General features: G+C 43.4%; 10 protein-coding genes, 21 tRNA genes and 2 rRNA genes (1 of these 33 only partly in view). 3 read left to right on the forward strand and 30 right to left on the reverse strand.

Annotation, left to right across the window (positions count from 1 at the left end; genetic code table 11):
- Positions 1 to 82: 82 nt before the first annotated feature.
- Both BAOM_RS19565 and BAOM_RS19570 read left to right on the forward strand, forming a co-directional pair.
- Positions 83 to 1,693 (forward strand): ATP-binding protein, encoded by a 1,611-nt coding sequence (locus BAOM_RS19565; RefSeq protein WP_164853294.1) that lies wholly within the window; start codon positions 83 to 85, stop codon positions 1,691 to 1,693.
- The gene (locus tag BAOM_RS19570; RefSeq protein WP_127761729.1) at positions 1,686 to 2,402 is read left to right on the forward strand and encodes a response regulator; all 717 of its coding nucleotides are present in this window, start codon (positions 1,686 to 1,688) and stop codon (positions 2,400 to 2,402) included. The genes BAOM_RS19565 and BAOM_RS19570 overlap by 8 nt, the downstream gene beginning before the upstream one ends.
- A 35-nt stretch (positions 2,403 to 2,437) precedes the next feature.
- On the opposite strand, the gene BAOM_RS24635 is transcribed toward BAOM_RS19570, so the two are convergent.
- The 7 genes from BAOM_RS24635 to BAOM_RS19600 form a co-directional block, all read right to left on the reverse strand.
- The gene (locus BAOM_RS24635) at positions 2,438 to 2,587 is read right to left on the reverse strand and encodes a hypothetical protein (protein ID WP_164853295.1); all 150 of its coding nucleotides are present in this window, start codon (positions 2,585 to 2,587) and stop codon (positions 2,438 to 2,440) included.
- Positions 2,588 to 3,243: 656 nt separating this feature from the next.
- Entirely contained in the window at positions 3,244 to 4,365 is a 1,122-nt protein-coding gene (gene menC, locus BAOM_RS19575) for an o-succinylbenzoate synthase (protein WP_127761730.1), read from the reverse strand.
- Positions 4,362 to 5,831 (reverse strand): o-succinylbenzoate--CoA ligase, encoded by a 1,470-nt coding sequence (locus BAOM_RS19580; RefSeq protein ID WP_127761731.1) that lies wholly within the window; start codon positions 5,829 to 5,831, stop codon positions 4,362 to 4,364. The genes menC and BAOM_RS19580 overlap by 4 nt, the downstream gene beginning before the upstream one ends.
- 86 nt (positions 5,832 to 5,917) lie before the next feature.
- Positions 5,918 to 6,736, reverse strand: a complete 819-nt coding sequence (gene menB / locus BAOM_RS19585; RefSeq protein ID WP_127761732.1) for a 1,4-dihydroxy-2-naphthoyl-CoA synthase — start codon at positions 6,734 to 6,736, stop codon at positions 5,918 to 5,920.
- Positions 6,737 to 6,748: 12 nt separating this feature from the next.
- Positions 6,749 to 7,558, reverse strand: coding sequence for a 2-succinyl-6-hydroxy-2,4-cyclohexadiene-1-carboxylate synthase (gene menH / locus BAOM_RS19590; protein ID WP_127761733.1), 810 nt, complete (start codon positions 7,556 to 7,558; stop codon positions 6,749 to 6,751).
- Positions 7,555 to 9,288, reverse strand: coding sequence for a 2-succinyl-5-enolpyruvyl-6-hydroxy-3-cyclohexene-1-carboxylic-acid synthase (gene menD, locus BAOM_RS19595; RefSeq protein ID WP_127761734.1), 1,734 nt, complete (start codon positions 9,286 to 9,288; stop codon positions 7,555 to 7,557). The genes menH and menD overlap by 4 nt, the downstream gene beginning before the upstream one ends.
- The gene (locus BAOM_RS19600) at positions 9,281 to 10,690 is read right to left on the reverse strand and encodes an isochorismate synthase (RefSeq protein WP_127761735.1); all 1,410 of its coding nucleotides are present in this window, start codon (positions 10,688 to 10,690) and stop codon (positions 9,281 to 9,283) included. The genes menD and BAOM_RS19600 overlap by 8 nt, the downstream gene beginning before the upstream one ends.
- Positions 10,691 to 10,956: 266 nt before the next feature.
- On the opposite strand from BAOM_RS19600, the gene BAOM_RS19605 reads away from it, so the two are divergent.
- Entirely contained in the window at positions 10,957 to 11,889 is a 933-nt protein-coding gene (locus BAOM_RS19605; RefSeq protein WP_127761736.1) for a 1,4-dihydroxy-2-naphthoate polyprenyltransferase, read from the forward strand.
- Positions 11,890 to 12,166: 277 nt separating this feature from the next.
- On the opposite strand, the gene BAOM_RS19610 is transcribed toward BAOM_RS19605, so the two are convergent.
- The 23 genes from BAOM_RS19610 to BAOM_RS19720 form a co-directional block, all read right to left on the reverse strand.
- Positions 12,167 to 12,238, reverse strand: a tRNA-Glu gene (locus tag BAOM_RS19610).
- 3 nt (positions 12,239 to 12,241) lie between these two features.
- Positions 12,242 to 12,332 (reverse strand) — tRNA-Ser (locus BAOM_RS19615).
- A 3-nt stretch (positions 12,333 to 12,335) separates the two neighbouring features.
- Positions 12,336 to 12,407 (reverse strand) — tRNA-Asn (locus BAOM_RS19620).
- Position 12,408: 1 nt separating this feature from the next.
- Positions 12,409 to 12,485 (reverse strand) — tRNA-Ile (locus BAOM_RS19625).
- Between the two features lie 6 nt (positions 12,486 to 12,491).
- Positions 12,492 to 12,565, reverse strand: a tRNA-Gly gene (locus BAOM_RS19630).
- 5 nt (positions 12,566 to 12,570) lie between these two features.
- A tRNA-His gene (locus BAOM_RS19635) sits at positions 12,571 to 12,646 on the reverse strand.
- 20 nt (positions 12,647 to 12,666) lie between these two features.
- Positions 12,667 to 12,742, reverse strand: a tRNA-Phe gene (locus tag BAOM_RS19640).
- Positions 12,743 to 12,764: 22 nt separating this feature from the next.
- Positions 12,765 to 12,841: transfer RNA gene (locus BAOM_RS19645), tRNA-Asp, on the reverse strand.
- A 3-nt stretch (positions 12,842 to 12,844) separates the two neighbouring features.
- Positions 12,845 to 12,918: transfer RNA gene (locus BAOM_RS19650), tRNA-Met, on the reverse strand.
- A 20-nt stretch (positions 12,919 to 12,938) separates the two neighbouring features.
- Positions 12,939 to 13,031: transfer RNA gene (locus BAOM_RS19655), tRNA-Ser, on the reverse strand.
- Between the two features lie 18 nt (positions 13,032 to 13,049).
- Positions 13,050 to 13,126 (reverse strand) — tRNA-Ile (locus BAOM_RS19660).
- Between the two features lie 10 nt (positions 13,127 to 13,136).
- A tRNA-Met gene (locus tag BAOM_RS19665) sits at positions 13,137 to 13,213 on the reverse strand.
- A gap of 27 nt (positions 13,214 to 13,240) precedes the next feature.
- Positions 13,241 to 13,316, reverse strand: a tRNA-Ala gene (locus tag BAOM_RS19670).
- Positions 13,317 to 13,334: 18 nt separating this feature from the next.
- Positions 13,335 to 13,411, reverse strand: a tRNA-Pro gene (locus tag BAOM_RS19675).
- Between the two features lie 8 nt (positions 13,412 to 13,419).
- Positions 13,420 to 13,496 (reverse strand) — tRNA-Arg (locus BAOM_RS19680).
- Between the two features lie 9 nt (positions 13,497 to 13,505).
- Positions 13,506 to 13,594 (reverse strand) — tRNA-Leu (locus tag BAOM_RS19685).
- Between the two features lie 13 nt (positions 13,595 to 13,607).
- Positions 13,608 to 13,682: transfer RNA gene (locus tag BAOM_RS19690), tRNA-Gly, on the reverse strand.
- A gap of 9 nt (positions 13,683 to 13,691) precedes the next feature.
- Positions 13,692 to 13,773, reverse strand: a tRNA-Leu gene (locus BAOM_RS19695).
- A 4-nt stretch (positions 13,774 to 13,777) separates the two neighbouring features.
- A tRNA-Lys gene (locus tag BAOM_RS19700) sits at positions 13,778 to 13,853 on the reverse strand.
- A gap of 7 nt (positions 13,854 to 13,860) precedes the next feature.
- Positions 13,861 to 13,936 (reverse strand) — tRNA-Thr (locus BAOM_RS19705).
- 5 nt (positions 13,937 to 13,941) lie between these two features.
- A tRNA-Val gene (locus tag BAOM_RS19710) sits at positions 13,942 to 14,017 on the reverse strand.
- 5 nt (positions 14,018 to 14,022) lie between these two features.
- A 5S ribosomal RNA gene (gene rrf, locus BAOM_RS19715) occupies positions 14,023 to 14,138 on the reverse strand.
- 115 nt (positions 14,139 to 14,253) lie between these two features.
- Positions 14,254 to 16,025 (reverse strand): 23S ribosomal RNA (locus BAOM_RS19720); it runs 1,162 nt beyond the window's last position.

Consider the following 16,025-nt stretch of genomic DNA (forward strand, 5'->3'; position numbering starts at 1 on the left):
AAAAAAGCGCAAAAGCAAAAAGAGAGAAATTCTCGTTTGATTTTGATACTATAAGCATAGAAGTCATGGAGGAATCACATAAATGGACAAGTCCTTTCATATGCCCATACAAGTAAAAATTACATTGCTATCGTTTGGAATTGTTGCATTTTCCATTTTAATTGGAGGCATTGTTATATTAGGTAATCTTTGGTCTTCTGAGGAAGATGAATTAGGTAAGCGCTCGATGCTTACAGCGCACACGATTGCTGAACTATCAAGCGTTCGAGAGCTTGTGTTGCAACCAGAAGGGTGGAAAGAATTAAACCCGCTCATTGAAAACTTACGCATTATTCATGATGCCGATTATATTATTGTCTTAAATGTCAATCACGTTCGTTACTCTCATCCTGTATATAGCCAGCTTGGCACTTTGTCCAAAAGCTCAGATGAGAACGCTGCCTTTGCCGAGCATGAATATTTATCTAAAGCAAAAGGAGAAATGGGCACAGCTATTCGCGCTTTTGTTCCTATTTTAGATGAGGAAAATAAACAAATTGGCGTCGTACTCGTAGGAAATATTTTACCTACCTTACCAGAAATCATGGGCTATTTCAAAGATGATATCATACTCATCCTGCTTCTTACATTAATCTTTGGTGTATGTGGCTCCTGGCTAATGGCTAAGCATATTAAACAAGAAACATTTGAACTTGAACCACATGAAATATCACATATGCTCATTGAACGAACAGCTGCCTTTAACGCGATGCACGAGGGGGTTATCGCAATTGATAATCATGAAATCATTACGATTTTTAATGAACGGGCGAAACAAATGCTTCATATTACAGGGGATGTCATCGGTAAAAACATTCAAGATGTTATCCATGATACTCGCTTACCCGAGGTATTAACATTAAATGAACCAGTTTATAATCAAGAAATCTCCGTTCAGAAAAAAAATATCGTCAGCAACCGGGTTCGAATTACGCTTGGTGATAAAACAATTGGCGCAGTTGCCATTTTCCAAGACCGAACAGAGGTAACAAAGCTAGCGGAAGAATTAACGAGTGTTAAAGCTTTTGTAGAGGCACTAAGAGCGCAAAATCATGAGCATATGAACAAATTACATACGATTGCTGGTTTAATTCAACTTGGGAATTTAGATGAAGCCTTAAACTATGTGTTCCAAATTACTGAAGAGCGAAGTGAATTAACACGGTTCTTAACTAAGCGTATTCATGATGATAATTTAGTCGGCCTCCTCTTAAGTAAAGTCTCAATTGGAAAAGAGTTAGGTATCGAATTACTATTCGACCCAAATCTAAAGCTTGAGCGTTTTCCTCATGATATGGATCATCATGATTTCGTATTAATGCTTGGAAACTTAATTGAAAATTCGTACGCAGCGTTAAAGAATTCAAATGAAGAGAAAAAACAAGTCTACTTGTCCATCCAACAAGATGAGGAATATTGTCATATTGTGTTAGAAGATAATGGCTGTGGCATACCGAGCTCCATTCAGCCAAGTATTTATGATTATGGCTTTACAACAAAGGGGGCAGAAGGTTCAGGCATTGGACTCTATTTAATCGCACAAATTGTGAAAAAGTCCCATGGAGATATTAGCTTTACATCGACTCCTAATGAAGGAACGAGCTTTTTCCTTTCATTTCCGATGAATTACACCAAGGAGGATTCGTATGAATAAAGAGACGATTCACGTACTATTAATTGAAGATGATCCAATGGTTCAGCAAGTCAATAAACAATTTATTGAACGCGTAAACCACTTTCAAGTCATCGATATAGCCTCAAACGGTCTGGAGGGGCTGGAGAAAATTAGACACCTTCAACCCGATTTAGTCATTCTAGATATCTTCATGCCTTCCTTAAATGGCATCGATACACTGTATGAAATTCGAAAAGAACAAATCGACATCGATGTCATTATTATATCCGCAGCGAATGATCAAAAAACCGTTCGGAAAATGATGCAAAATGGTGCATTTGACTATTTAATTAAACCTTTTACATTTGAGCGGTTACAGCACACGCTCCGACAATATTATTCGTTTCGTACTGAAGTTCAACCAGATCATAGTATCTCACAATCTCAATTAGATCGAGTTATTTTTTCAAATGAAGTCTCTACAACACCTAAGACTCCGATAAAGCTATTTAACAAAGACGAGCTTCCAAAAGGCTTGAATGTCGCGACATTGCAACAAGTGATGAATTTTATGAGTGAACAGCATACTCCTCAATCAGCTGAAGAAGTTGCCGATGGTGTTGGGATTGCTCGAGTAACAGCTCGACGTTACTTAGATTACTTAAATGAACAAGGACTACTACACCTCGACGCCCAATACGGTAATATTGGTCGCCCAATCAATAAATATAGTACGATTGAATTCTAATCACGGCTGATGAATGCTTCTATTCGTCAGCTTTTTCATGCTTTTGAAATAGAATTGTGTAAGGAGGCACATTTCCTTTTTAAAAAGACGATTTCATACTCATTCATAGCGGTAATTTCTTTGACAACTGAATCTGGCATTCCCCGTTTTAACAAAATTTCTGCAATAAGATACGCTTTTTTCATGTTTCTCTCTCCTTGTCTTGTACTTAGGATGCTTCACTTCCCCCATTATACAAAATAATCCAAAAAAGGGGAAATCGACAAATACCTATTTTTCACTATATCCTACTTAAAAACCTCTTTATATCAACGCTTCAGCCCTCTAATATGTATATTTTTTGAATTTTTTTCATAAAAAAACGCCACATGGGCGTTTTTGGCTGTTTGCTCTTAATTTGGGCTTCCTAAACTTTATTTAAAGATTTCCGCGAAAAGAAAGCCCATTACGGTATGCTTGCATACCCTTTAGGGATGGGAGGAATGTTCGCCCAAATGCGGTGTGCAGATAAACTATCGAAAATACGTTCTGTACACCATGCATTTGAAATGGTACCATTTGGTATATAGGATGTTCTTTGAAAACTGAACATAGGTGGTTGTGACAGGAAAAACGTCTGTCACGTAAAATGTTCAACGTTCTGCCGACCAACACTCTTCATAGAAAGAGTGCGGTATTGTAACCCTAGACAAGTATCGCCGGTTGAACGGCGTAGTTGGCACCGACCTTGCCCTCTTGAAAGACTGTTTTTCTTTCAAGTGTTGCTCACCCAAGTCTCGCCTCTTCCTCTTCTTATGGAAGATGGTAAGTGGGATATTTGTGAGAAAGAACCCCAGCGGCTTTAGCCATGGGAGTGGTCAGGATATAGTCGCTTATAAGTAGTAATTGATTCGACATATGCTTGGCGAACCGTAAAGCCAATTCCTGCCGATTTCGGTACTGTAATTTTTCCATTGATAACCTGTACTTCAGGTTCAATAATATCTTCCTCCCAATATTTTGATGAAGAGGACAAATCCCCCGGAATCGTAAAACCACTCAGCGAAGCTAAAGCAATATTGTGTGCTCGAGATATGCCAAATTCAATCATTCCTCCACACCAAACGGGAATACTTGCTTCTACACATAAATGATGAATGTTAACCGCTTCTGTCCACCCACCGACACGTGCCATCTTAATATTTAAAATCTTTCCGCTCCCTAGCTGCAGAGCACTTTTTGCATCATGAAATGAACAAATGCTTTCATCCAAACAAATTGGCGTTTTCAACTGCTTTTGCAAAAATGAATGTTCTACAATATCATCATGTCCCAACGGCTGTTCAATCATTTGCAGCGTAAATTGATCCAATCTCTGTAAATGCCGGACATCATCAAGTGAGTAAGCGGAATTAGCGTCTCCCATTAATGGAAGAGTAGGATAGGAAGCACGAATGGCAGATAAAAGCGAAATATCATTGCGGGGAGAAATTTTTACTTTATAACGCTGATATCCATCCTGTTTAAACTCTTCAATTTGCCGCAGCGCTTCGTCTACACTACTTGTTGCAATGACTACTCCCGCTTCTACCTCTGTTCTCTCTCCTCCAAACAATTTGCCAATATAAACATCCTGTTGCTTCGCATATAAATCCCATACGGCTTGTTCAAGCGCCGATTTTGCCATTCTATTTCTTCTAATGCCACTCCAAACGTACGGCAGCTCTGATGGATGTTTCCACTGTTGTTGAAACGTAAGAGGAACCAAGAAATCTTCTAATAGATGAAAAACCGTTTGAATGGTTTCTTCGGTATACCAAGGACTTGAAAACGGTACAGCCTCGCCATACCCAACTAGTCCATCCGCATCGCGCACTTCAACAACAATCACCTCTCGTTTGGTGACCGTCTCTAAATGAGTTTGAAAAGGACTTTTCAGAGGTGCTTCAATGATTCTCAATGTAATCGAAACTGGCTTCTTCATCCTCTCCCATCCTCTTTCTTTAATTTGCGGCGCAGCAGCTTATTTGCTCCATTTCGAGGTAAGTGATCACAAAAGACGATTTCACGCGGCATTTTATAAGCAGCCAGGTGTTCGCGACAATGCGCAAGCAACTGTTGCTCTGTTACTTCTTCTGTAAGCACAACAAATGCAAGGGGTACTTGTCCCCACTTCTCATTGGTCACACCGGTAACACCCGCTTCAAAAACAGCAGGATGTGCACTTAATACGGATTCAATCTCAGCTGGATATACATTTTCTCCCCCCGAAATGATTAAGTCAGAACGGCGATCAAGCACATATAGGAAGCCCTCATCATCTAAATAGCCAATATCCCCTGTATACAGCCATCCTGCTTTAATGGCTTGCTCTGTTGCATCTACTCTATTGAAATAGCCTTTCGTCACATTTGGACCAAAGACGACAATCTCCCCTGCTTCATTCGGTTTTGCTTGCTTGCCATCGACTTCAATACGTATTTGCGACGGAAATACAGCCTTCCCTGCTGAGCCGATTTTCTCCATGCTATACTCTGGAGTAAGTGTGACAATTTGCGAAGCCGTCTCCGTCATCCCGTATGTTTGAAACACAGGGATATCTTTTTCTTTACAGTGCTCTAGTAAAGGTAAAGGAGCAGGACCGCCCCCAAGCAGCATGCAACGGAATGAAGATGGATAATTTCTGTCACCTAAATTAAGGAGCATACGATTTAACATAGCTGTTACGACCGAAATAATCGTTACACCGTTTTTGCAAATATGCCGATTCGCTTCTTCTTCATCAAACTTCTCCACTAACACAACTTTCATCCCATAGATTACACTGCGCATTAAAATGGACAAACCGCTAATATGAAAAATCGGCACTGCACAATACCAGCTGTCTTGCTCATGTAAGCCAAGATTTAATGCTGAACCAACAGCACTCCACCAATGATTGCCGAATGTTTGCATCACGCCTTTCGGTTTTCCCGTTGTGCCTGATGTATACATAATTGTCGCTGTATCTTCTAAATAAAAATCTGTCATAGTCTGAGGAGAAACGGCCTCTATCAATTCTTCTTTTACACACACAGTGACTGTAGAAGCTTCCTGTTCAATCTCCTTTAAAGTGTCTGCAAAATGTCTCTCTGAAAAAAGAATACTAGCTTGGCTATCTTGTATTTGCCAAGCAAGCTCATTTGCTGTTAATTTATGATTCAGCATGACAATTCGTACACCTATATAAAAAAGAGCGTGAATCATCACAACACTATCCAAGTGATTACGCACCAGTATCGCACAAGTGTTACCTTGTTGTGCACCTTTAGCAGCAAGCTTTCCTGCCATTTCTTCTACCATATGATTTAACTCTTTAAAGCTATACGTAATACCTTCAAATTCAATAGCAGGTCTAGTAGGCGTAATATCTGCTCTTTTTTTCAACCAATTCGGTAGTTGCTCTTCCATGTCATATCCCCTTTCGAATAACCTATTATAAAGAAAACAGCCTGACGCAAGCCGCCAAGCTGTTTTCTCTCAAGCATTCCTTCGAATCAAGGGAAACGAGGGAATTGTCCGAAATCTGGAGTACGTTTTTCTTTGAAAGCGTCGCGTCCTTCTTTTGCTTCGTCCGTTGTATAGTAAAGAAGTGTAGCATCACCAGCCATTTGTTGAAGACCAGCAAGACCATCTGTATCCGCATTCATCGCTGCTTTTAAGAAGCGTAATGCCGTTGGGCTCTTCTCAAGCATTTCTTCACACCATTGAATTGTTTCTGCTTCTAATTGTTCTAAAGGAACCACTGTATTGACTAATCCCATATCTAATGCTTGCTGTGCATTGTACTGACGGCATAAGTACCAAATTTCACGCGCTTTCTTATGTCCTATGATGCGCGCTAAGTAACCAGAACCGTAACCAGCATCGAAGCTGCCTACTTTTGGTCCAGTTTGTCCGAATACCGCATTATCAGCCGCAATTGTTAAATCACATACGACATGCAGAACGTGGCCGCCGCCAATTGCATATCCTGCAACCATGGCTACAACTGGCTTTGGAATCGTACGAATTAAGCGTTGAAGATCTAATACGTTTAAACGTGGAATTTCATCATCGCCTACATATCCACCATGTCCGCGTACTTTTTGATCTCCACCTGAACAGAATGCTTTGCCGCCTTCACCCGTTAAGATAATCACACCGATGCTAGAATCATCACGCGCTCTTGCAAATGCGTCAATCATTTCTGCTACCGTTTTCGGTGTAAACGCATTATGTACATGAGGTCGGTTAATTGAAACCTTCGCAATACCATTGTATTTTGTGAATAAAATTTCATCATACTCACGAATTGTTTCCCATTGAACTGTCATTTTTCTTCCTCCTTAATGTTTCAGTAAAAACTCCCTTATTATTTTACCAAACTTTTCTCCATCTTCCACATGAATCGCATGCCCAACATCATTTATTATTGTCCATTCTCCATGTTTTAGCCGATTTTGCATTCGATTCGCTATTTTACAAAACTTCGAATCTAACTCTCCCGTTATTAAAAGTACAGGCATATCTAGTTTTTCAAGCTCGTTCCACCATGATGGCTGACTGCCTGTTCCCATCCCAAGTAAGCTATTCGCTAAACCGAGGGGAGAATTGGCTAGACGCTGCTTGCGAATCGCTAATTTTTGCTCATTTGGTAAACGCTTTTGACTTTGAAACAACGCAATGTTTTCCCAAGTTTCAACAAATGCTTCCATCCCATCTGCTACAATGCGTTCAGCTAACTGTTGGTCCTGCTTGCGCCGCTCCAAGCGCTCCCCCTCGGTCTCTAAACCAGGTGAAGCACTTTCTAATAGCAAGCTGCGTACATAGTGTGGATACAACATCGCCAAGCTTAACGCTAGTCGCCCCCCCATTGAATAGCCAAGCACATGGGCAGTCGAAACTTCTAACTTCTCTAAAATAGAAACTAAATCAGCAGCCACCTGTTCCATTTCATATGCTCGTACTTCTTTTGGAGAGTCCGTTTGACCATGACCAATAATATCCACCATAATAAGCTGATAGCTTTCTCTCAACATTGGAACAAGAAAGGACCATGTATCCGCATTGCCCGTAAAGCCATGTAACAAAAGCAGAGGCTCTCCTTGGCCCGCTACTTCAACATGATATGTTACATCTCGACAAACAACCTTCATGAAAGAACATCCTTTATTTCCTGGGAAACAAAATTCCACAATTCTCGATGTTTAACTAAATTGGACTCTCTTTCTGTTGGCACTTCAATAACCTTTAAGCCAGGGATTGTAAAAGACTGTGTAAACACTTGCCCGAATTCTTCCCAATTTGTCACTTTATTATATTTTGCCCCGTAAAGAGCGGCCGCATGAGCGAAGTCCAGCCCATGTGGTGTGCCAAAGAGAAGTTCAAAATATTCCTTCTCATTCGCTTGCGGAAGGAAGGAGAAAATACCGCCGCCATCATTATTAATTAATACAATTGTCATATTTTGCTTTTGTAACTTCGCAGCAAGCAACCCATTCATATCATGATAAAAACTTAAATCCCCAATCGCAAGAACAGTATGCTCCGAAACCGTACTGACACCGAGTGCTGTAGAAACAACGCCATCAATGCCATTTGCTCCACGATTAGCAAGCGTCCGAATTTGTTTCTCATTGTTAAAGAAAAACGTATCTAAATCGCGAATAGGCATACTGTTGCCAACAAACAATGTTGAATGTGTTGGCATTAACTCATTTAATAATAAAAAGAGCTTGCCCTCGCTTAATTCTGCATCATCCCGAAGCGAATAAAGTGCCTCTTTAGTTGCTGTATTCACAGCTTGCCAACGTTGCAGCCAAGTTAAATCACGAATTCCGCTTAATTGATTTAACATATCAGAACAAAACGTGTTTACCTCAGAATAGATCATGTTCGTTGCTAGTCCTGCGGGTTCACGCCAGCCTGCTCCATCATCGACGACGAGATGCTTTGCTGAATGGTGTTTTTTCAAAAACAATAGCAAAGCCTTCGATACAGGCATAGCCCCAAAGCGTAACACGAGATCCGGATTAAGCATCTCTTTTGCTATATCATCACGTAAAAAGGTATCATACGTTTCAATAATTTGCTCTTGCTTATGTGTACCACTTCGCAATAAAGATAATGGATCAGCAAGAATTGGGAAAGCTAGCTGCTCTGAAAGCGCTACAATGGCCTCACTTACGGAATCATCCTTTAACTCACCTACAACAATAATGCCCCGCTTTGCTTCAGTTAACGTACTTGCAAGCGCTTTAACGTGGGATTGTGCAAGAGTCCGTACACCATCTTCAATTAGCACCGCGGAAGACTCCTTACGATACTCTTTCGCTTTTTTCATATCTGGAACAAGTGGTTCACGAAGAGGGAAATTAAGATGCACAGGGCCCGCTGGAGAAAGGGCTGCTGTTGCAACCGCTCTTGCTCCAACTGTTCTCGCATAATTGGTCATCTCTGTTGTCTGTTCAGGAAGCGCCATCTCAACTGACCATTTTACATGCTTACCGTACAATTCAATTTGGTCAATAGCCTGCGGTGCCCCTACATAACGCAATTCATGCGGGCGGTCAGCTGTCAACACAAGCAGCGGTACCCGCGCATAGTAAGCTTCAACAATCGCCGGATAATAATTCGCCGCTGCTGTTCCAGACGTACAAATCATTGCAACGGGCTCTCCTAACGCCTTTGCCAAACCGAGGGCAAAGAACGCAGCCGAGCGTTCATCGACATTTAGATGCACTTCAATATCCGGATGCTCCGCAAGCAATAAAGAAATCGGTGTCGAACGCGACCCTGGGCTTACAACAGCATGTCTTACTTTATTTTGTGCTAATTCATCAACAAAGCTCGCTATATAAGCAGTTAATGCATCTCGGTTAGTCATGAAGATGTCCTCCTAAAGCACTTAACATCGGATTAAACTTAATTCCTGTCTCTTGATATTCACTTTCCGGTAATGAATCCTCTAATACACCACAACCAGCGAATAAAGAAGCCTCATTACCTTGTAAGAGCGCTGAACGAATTCCAACAGCAAACTCCCCATTGCCGTACGAATCGACCCAACCGAGAGGACCTGCGTACAAGCCGCGTTCTAATCCTTCAATCTCTCTAATTCGAACAATCGCCTTCTCTTTTGGCAAACCGCCCATTGCTGGAGTTGGGTGCAATTTTTCAACAAAATCAAAAATGGTCGCATCCCCTACACACATCCCCTTCACTGGCGTGTATAAATGCTGAATATGTCGAATTTTCATTAACTCCGGCTCATCTGGTACAATAATTTCTTCACAAAGTGTTTGTAAAGCATTCGTAATCATCGACACTACATATTGATGCTCCATTCGATTTTTCGAATCATGCAGTAGCTCATTGCCAAGCCGCGTATCCTCTTCCTCGCTTTTTCCTCTGGCAATCGAGCCAGCTAAACAAACTGAAAACACCTCATTGCCCTTTTTCTTAATTAATTGCTCTGGTGTGGCTCCAATGAAGCAATCTCCACCCGCTTCAAAGCTAAAAATATAGCTTGTTGGTTGTTCTACCATTAGTGTCTCTAACACTTTTTCTGAAACAATACGGTCTTGAAACACGACGCGTAATTCTCGGGCTAACACAATTTTATCTAAATCACTACGTCTCATTTCATCTACTGCTTTTGCGACCGTTTGTTTCCACTCAGTTGGACGAATCTCTCGTTGTTCCACTAATGCGTTAGTCGGCACTTCTTTATTCTCTAAACGTTCTACTAAAAATTCTTCCCGTTCATTTATCATATGGATGAAAAGTTGTTCTTGGTCTTCTGGCGAGCAAAGAATGTTTGTCGTTAAATAAGCTTCTCCTTTTACGATTGATAACATATAAGCAGGTATATAAAATAAATTATCGCCAAATTGGTTCCATAATAAAGAACTGCTTTGTTCATAATCAAAAGAAAAGCCTCCAAATAGTAAAGGGCCGGTCGCATCTACATCACGTACTCCTGATTGAACAGCAGCATTCTGCAATTTGAGCCAGCATTTTTCTACTTGTTTATAACGATTTGCACTTGCTGTTGCCTGAAGTTTCTTTATATTACCTAAACCCGTAATCGTAATTTCCTTTGCAGGGTCCTGCCAAAAGAAGCGCTCTCCTGCATATTGTTCTCTTCCAGCTTGATAAAATGAAAGGGGGTTCTTGTACTCTATTTTCTTTACATGGCTGAATAGGACTGATTCATTTCGTTCCTTTGCTCGTTGCATAGCAAAAGCCAGTCCTTGAAGCTGTTCAGTTTCTTCTGAAATAGCCAAAAAAATCCCCCCACTACCATACATTTTAAATACATACTAAACCTATTTAAAGATACACCTCTATTTAACCTCATGTCAATTAATCACCTCTTCTACCAAAGATTCAGACAACTTTTTTCCTTATTATATAAATCCGTATCCATCCTTGGTTTTGGAAATATTTTCACTTTTAAAATCAATTGACACTTTCATAACGTTTTCCTACACTTTACTACGTACACTTTGATATAATTTCATATGACTATAAATGATAGAGGAGAAACGAGATGCATACTGATTTTACTAATCATTCAGCTGAATCGGCCGTTAAGCGCAGCTGGAAAATCTGGTGGGAACTTATTCGCCCCCACACATTAACAGCCGCATTCGTACCCGTTTTATTGGGCACAATTATTGCTCTTATAGAAGGTAACGTGAATTGGCTGTTGTTTACAGCTATGATGGTTGCTAGTATTTTAATACAAGCTGCTACTAATTTATTTAATGAATATTATGATTTTAAGCGAGGGTTAGATACGGAAGATTCCATTGGGATTGGCGGTGGAATTGTTCGTCACGGTATGACTCCCAAGTTGATTATGACACTCGCACTCACAATGTATGCTGTTTCCATTGGAATTGGCTTCTATATTTGTGCCGTATCTTCTTGGTGGCTTGCAGCTGTTGGACTTATTTGTATGCTGGTTGGCTATTTATATACAGGTGGTCCACTACCGATTTCATCCACACCATTTGGCGAACTTTTTTCCGGCTTATTTATGGGATGTTTTATCATTTTAATCGCTTTCTTTATTCAAACCGGCTATGTATCGACCCTTGCCATTTTAGTATCTGTACCGAGCGGAATTTTAGTCGGCTTGATCAATATGTCCAATAACCTTCGTGACCATGATGGGGATAAAGCAAATGGGCGCAAAACTCTGCCAATTGTTTTAGGACGTAAGAAAGCCATTATATTTATGGCGATTATGTTTGCGGTTTCTTATCTATGGCTAATTGGATTAGTTTTAACAGGAACGGTCAGTGCTTGGATTCTACTTGCCTTTTTAAGCTTACCAAAAGCTATTAAAGCGACAACAGGATTTATAGGGAAAACAGAACCTATCACAATGATGCCATCGATGAAAGCAACGGCCCAAACGAACACATTCTTTGGATTTCTAATGGCAGTCGGGCTACTAATTAGTTATTTATTTTAATAGCTGTGTTAAATCATATTGTTCGTTAAACGATTGAGGACTTATTCTAATACAACCAGCCGCAATTTAATCATTGCGGCTGGTTTCTTATTATGTGCAGCAAACTTGAAAAACTATTAATTTCACGAACTGGCTCTAGTCTCTCTGCATTCGTACCAATTAGCATACACTTCATATTCCCTCTTTTTAGAACAACCAAAATGAACAAATAATATAAACAAAAAAGCAGATTTAAAAGTTTGTATGTAACAATACTTTTAAATCTGCTTTAACTGTATGACCCCTACGGGATTCGAACCCGTGTTACCGCCGTGAAAGGGCGGTGTCTTAACCGCTTGACCAAGGGGCCAAATGGCGGAGAAGGAGGGATTTGAACCCTCGCGCCGGTTACCCGACCTACACCCTTAGCAGGGGCGCCTCTTCAGCCTCTTGAGTACTTCCCCGTACTCCGCAGGTAGGATTCGAACCTACGACCGCTCGGTTAACAGCCGAGTGCTCTACCACTGAGCTACTGCGGAATGGTGGGCCTAAGTGGACTCGAACCACCGACCTCACGCTTATCAGGCGTGCGCTCTAACCAGCTGAGCTATAGGCCCATTATTTGGAGCGGGTGAAGGGAATCGAACCCTCATCATCAGCTTGGAAGGCTGAGGTTTTACCACTAAACTACACCCGCATATATGGGGCGACTGATGGGAATCGAACCCACGAATGTCGGAACCACAATCCGATGCGTTAACCACTTCGCCACAATCGCCGTAATTTCTAGAATAATAATGGTGGCTCAGGACGGAATCGAACCGCCGACACAAGGATTTTCAGTCCTTTGCTCTACCGACTGAGCTACTGAGCCAAATGATTTTTAAAAAGTAATATGGCGGTCCGGACGGGACTCGAACCCGCGACCTCCTGCGTGACAGGCAGGCATTCTAACCAACTGAACTACCGGACCATATTGCGGGGACAGGATTTGAACCTGCGACCTTCGGGTTATGAGCCCGACGAGCTACCGGACTGCTCCACCCCGCGACGGTAAAAATTATTTAAAATGGAGGAGGTAGAGGGATTCGAACCCCCGCGGGGTTTGACCCCCCTGTCGGTTTTCAAGACCGATCCCTTCAGCCGGACTTGGGTATACCTCCGTTTAAATAAAGAACTTATGGTGGACCTTGTAGGACTCGAACCTACGACCGGACGGTTATGAGCCGTCTGCTCTAACCAGCTGAGCTAAAGGTCCTTATATTTTTTGGTAGCGGCGGAGGGGATCGAACCCCCGACCTCACGGGTATGAACCGTACGCTCTAGCCAGCTGAGCTACACCGCCAAGGAAATATAAGTATTTAATGAAATTTGGTGGAGCCTAGCGGGATCGAACCGCTGACCTCCTGCGTGCAAGGCAGGCGCTCTCCCAGCTGAGCTAAGGCCCCATATATTTAGTAGATCAATGGTCGGGAAGACAGGATTCGAACCTGCGACCCCTTGGTCCCAAACCAAGTGCTCTACCAAGCTGAGCTACTTCCCGTATAATAATGGCGCGCCCGAAAGGAGTCGAACCCATAACCTTCTGATCCGTAGTCAGACGCTCTATCCAATTGAGCTACGGGCGCATATTAAGATGGTGCCGAGGACCGGAATCGAACCGGTACGGTAGTCACCTACCGCAGGATTTTAAGTCCTGTGCGTCTGCCAGTTCCGCCACCCCGGCACTTTACGAAAAGTGGAGCGGAAGACGGGATTCGAACCCGCGACCCCAACCTTGGCAAGGTTGTATTCTACCACTGAACTACTTCCGCAAAAAATAATGCGGGTGAAGGGAGTCGAACCCCCACGCCTTGCGGCGCCAGATCCTAAGTCTGGTGCGTCTGCCAATTCCGCCACACCCGCAATATGGTGAGTCATGCAGGATTCGAACCTGCGACCCTCTGATTAAAAGTCAGATGCTCTACCAACTGAGCTAATGACTCGTCCAAATGGTGCCGGCAAGAGGACTTGAACCCCCAACCTACTGATTACAAGTCAGTTGCTCTACCAATTGAGCTACACCGGCATATATGGTGGAGGATGACGGGATCGAACCGCCGACCCTCTGCTTGTAAGGCAGATGCTCTCCCAGCTGAGCTAATCCTCCATTATGCTTGACGACGTCCTACTCTCACAGGGGGAAACCCCCAACTACCATCGGCGCTGAAGAGCTTAACTTCCGTGTTCGGAATGGGAACGGGTGTGACCTCTTCGCTATCGTCACCAAACATTACTTCTTTCAGTCACTATTCTATTATAGTACTTTTCCAGAAGTTTTGCAAGAATATTTTTTTATTCTTTCAAAACTAGATAATAGGAAAGCATTGCGTGTTATCAAAACAATAGGTTAAGTCCTCGACCGATTAGTATCAGTCAGCTCCATGTGTCGCCACACTTCCACCTCTGACCTATCAACCTGATCATCTTTCAGGGGTCTTACTAGCTTGCGCTATGGGAAATCTCATCTTGAGGGGGGCTTCATGCTTAGATGCTTTCAGCACTTATCCCGTCCGCACATAGCTACCCAGCGATGCCTTTGGCAAGACAACTGGTACACCAGCGGTGCGTCCATCCCGGTCCTCTCGTACTAAGGACAGCTCCTCTCAAATTTCCTGCGCCCACGACGGATAGGGACCGAACTGTCTCACGACGTTCTGAACCCAGCTCGCGTACCGCTTTAATGGGCGAACAGCCCAACCCTTGGGACCGACTACAGCCCCAGGATGCGATGAGCCGACATCGAGGTGCCAAACCTCCCCGTCGATGTGGACTCTTGGGGGAGATAAGCCTGTTATCCCCGGGGTAGCTTTTATCCGTTGAGCGATGGCCCTTCCATGCGGAACCACCGGATCACTAAGCCCGACTTTCGTCCCTGCTCGACTTGTAGGTCTCGCAGTCAAGCTCCCTTGTGCCTTTACACTCTACGAATGATTTCCAACCATTCTGAGGGAACCTTTGGGCGCCTCCGTTACCTTTTAGGAGGCGACCGCCCCAGTCAAACTGCCCACCTGACACTGTCTCCCACCCCGATCAGGGGTGCGGGTTAGAATGTCAATACAGCCAGGGTAGTATCCCACCAACGCCTCCACCGAAGCTGGCGCTCCGGCTTCACAGGCTCCTACCTATCCTGTACAAGCTGTACCAAAATTCAATATCAGGCTGCAGTAAAGCTCCACGGGGTCTTTCCGTCCTGTCGCGGGTAACCTGCATCTTCACAGGTACTATAATTTCACCGAGTCTCTCGTTGAGACAGTGCCCAGATCGTTACACCTTTCGTGCGGGTCGGAACTTACCCGACAAGGAATTTCGCTACCTTAGGACCGTTATAGTTACGGCCGCCGTTTACTGGGGCTTCAATTCAAAGCTTCGCTTGCGCTAACCTCTCCTCTTAACCTTCCAGCACCGGGCAGGTGTCAGCCCCTATACTTCACCTTGCGGTTTCGCAGAGACCTGTGTTTTTGCTAAACAGTCGCCTGGGCCTATTCACTGCGGCTCATCTGGGCTTTAACACCCTAATGAGCACCCCTTCTCCCGAAGTTACGGGGTCATTTTGCCGAGTTCCTTAACGAGAGTTCTCTCGAACACCTTAGGATTCTCTCCTCATCTACCTGTGTCGGTTTGCGGTACGGGCACCCTACATCTTGCTAGAGGCTTTTCTTGGCAGTGTGGAATCAGGAACTTCGGTACTCTATTTCCCTCGCCATCACAGCTCAGCCTTAACGGAAACGGGATTTGCCTCGTTTCCAGCCTAACTGCTTGGACGCGCATATCCAACAGCGCGCTTACCCTATCCTCCTGCGTCCCCCCATCGCTCAAACGATGTATAGGTGGTACAGGAATATCAACCTGTTGTCCATCGCCTACGCTTTTCAGCCTCGGCTTAGGTCCCGACTAACCCTGAGCGGACGAGCCTTCCTCAGGAAACCTTAGATATTCGGTGGAAGGGATTCTCACCCTTCTTTCGCTACTCATACCGGCATTCTCACTTCTAAGCGCTCCACCAGTCCTTCCGGTCTAGCTTCAACGCCCTTAGAACGCTCTCCTACCACGGACATCGCAGATGTCCATCCACAGCTTCGGTGTTATGTTTAGCCCCGGTACATTTTCGGCGCGGA

Source organism: Peribacillus asahii (assembly GCF_004006295.1).
Lineage (GTDB): Bacteria > Bacillota > Bacilli > Bacillales > DSM-1321 > Peribacillus > Peribacillus asahii_A.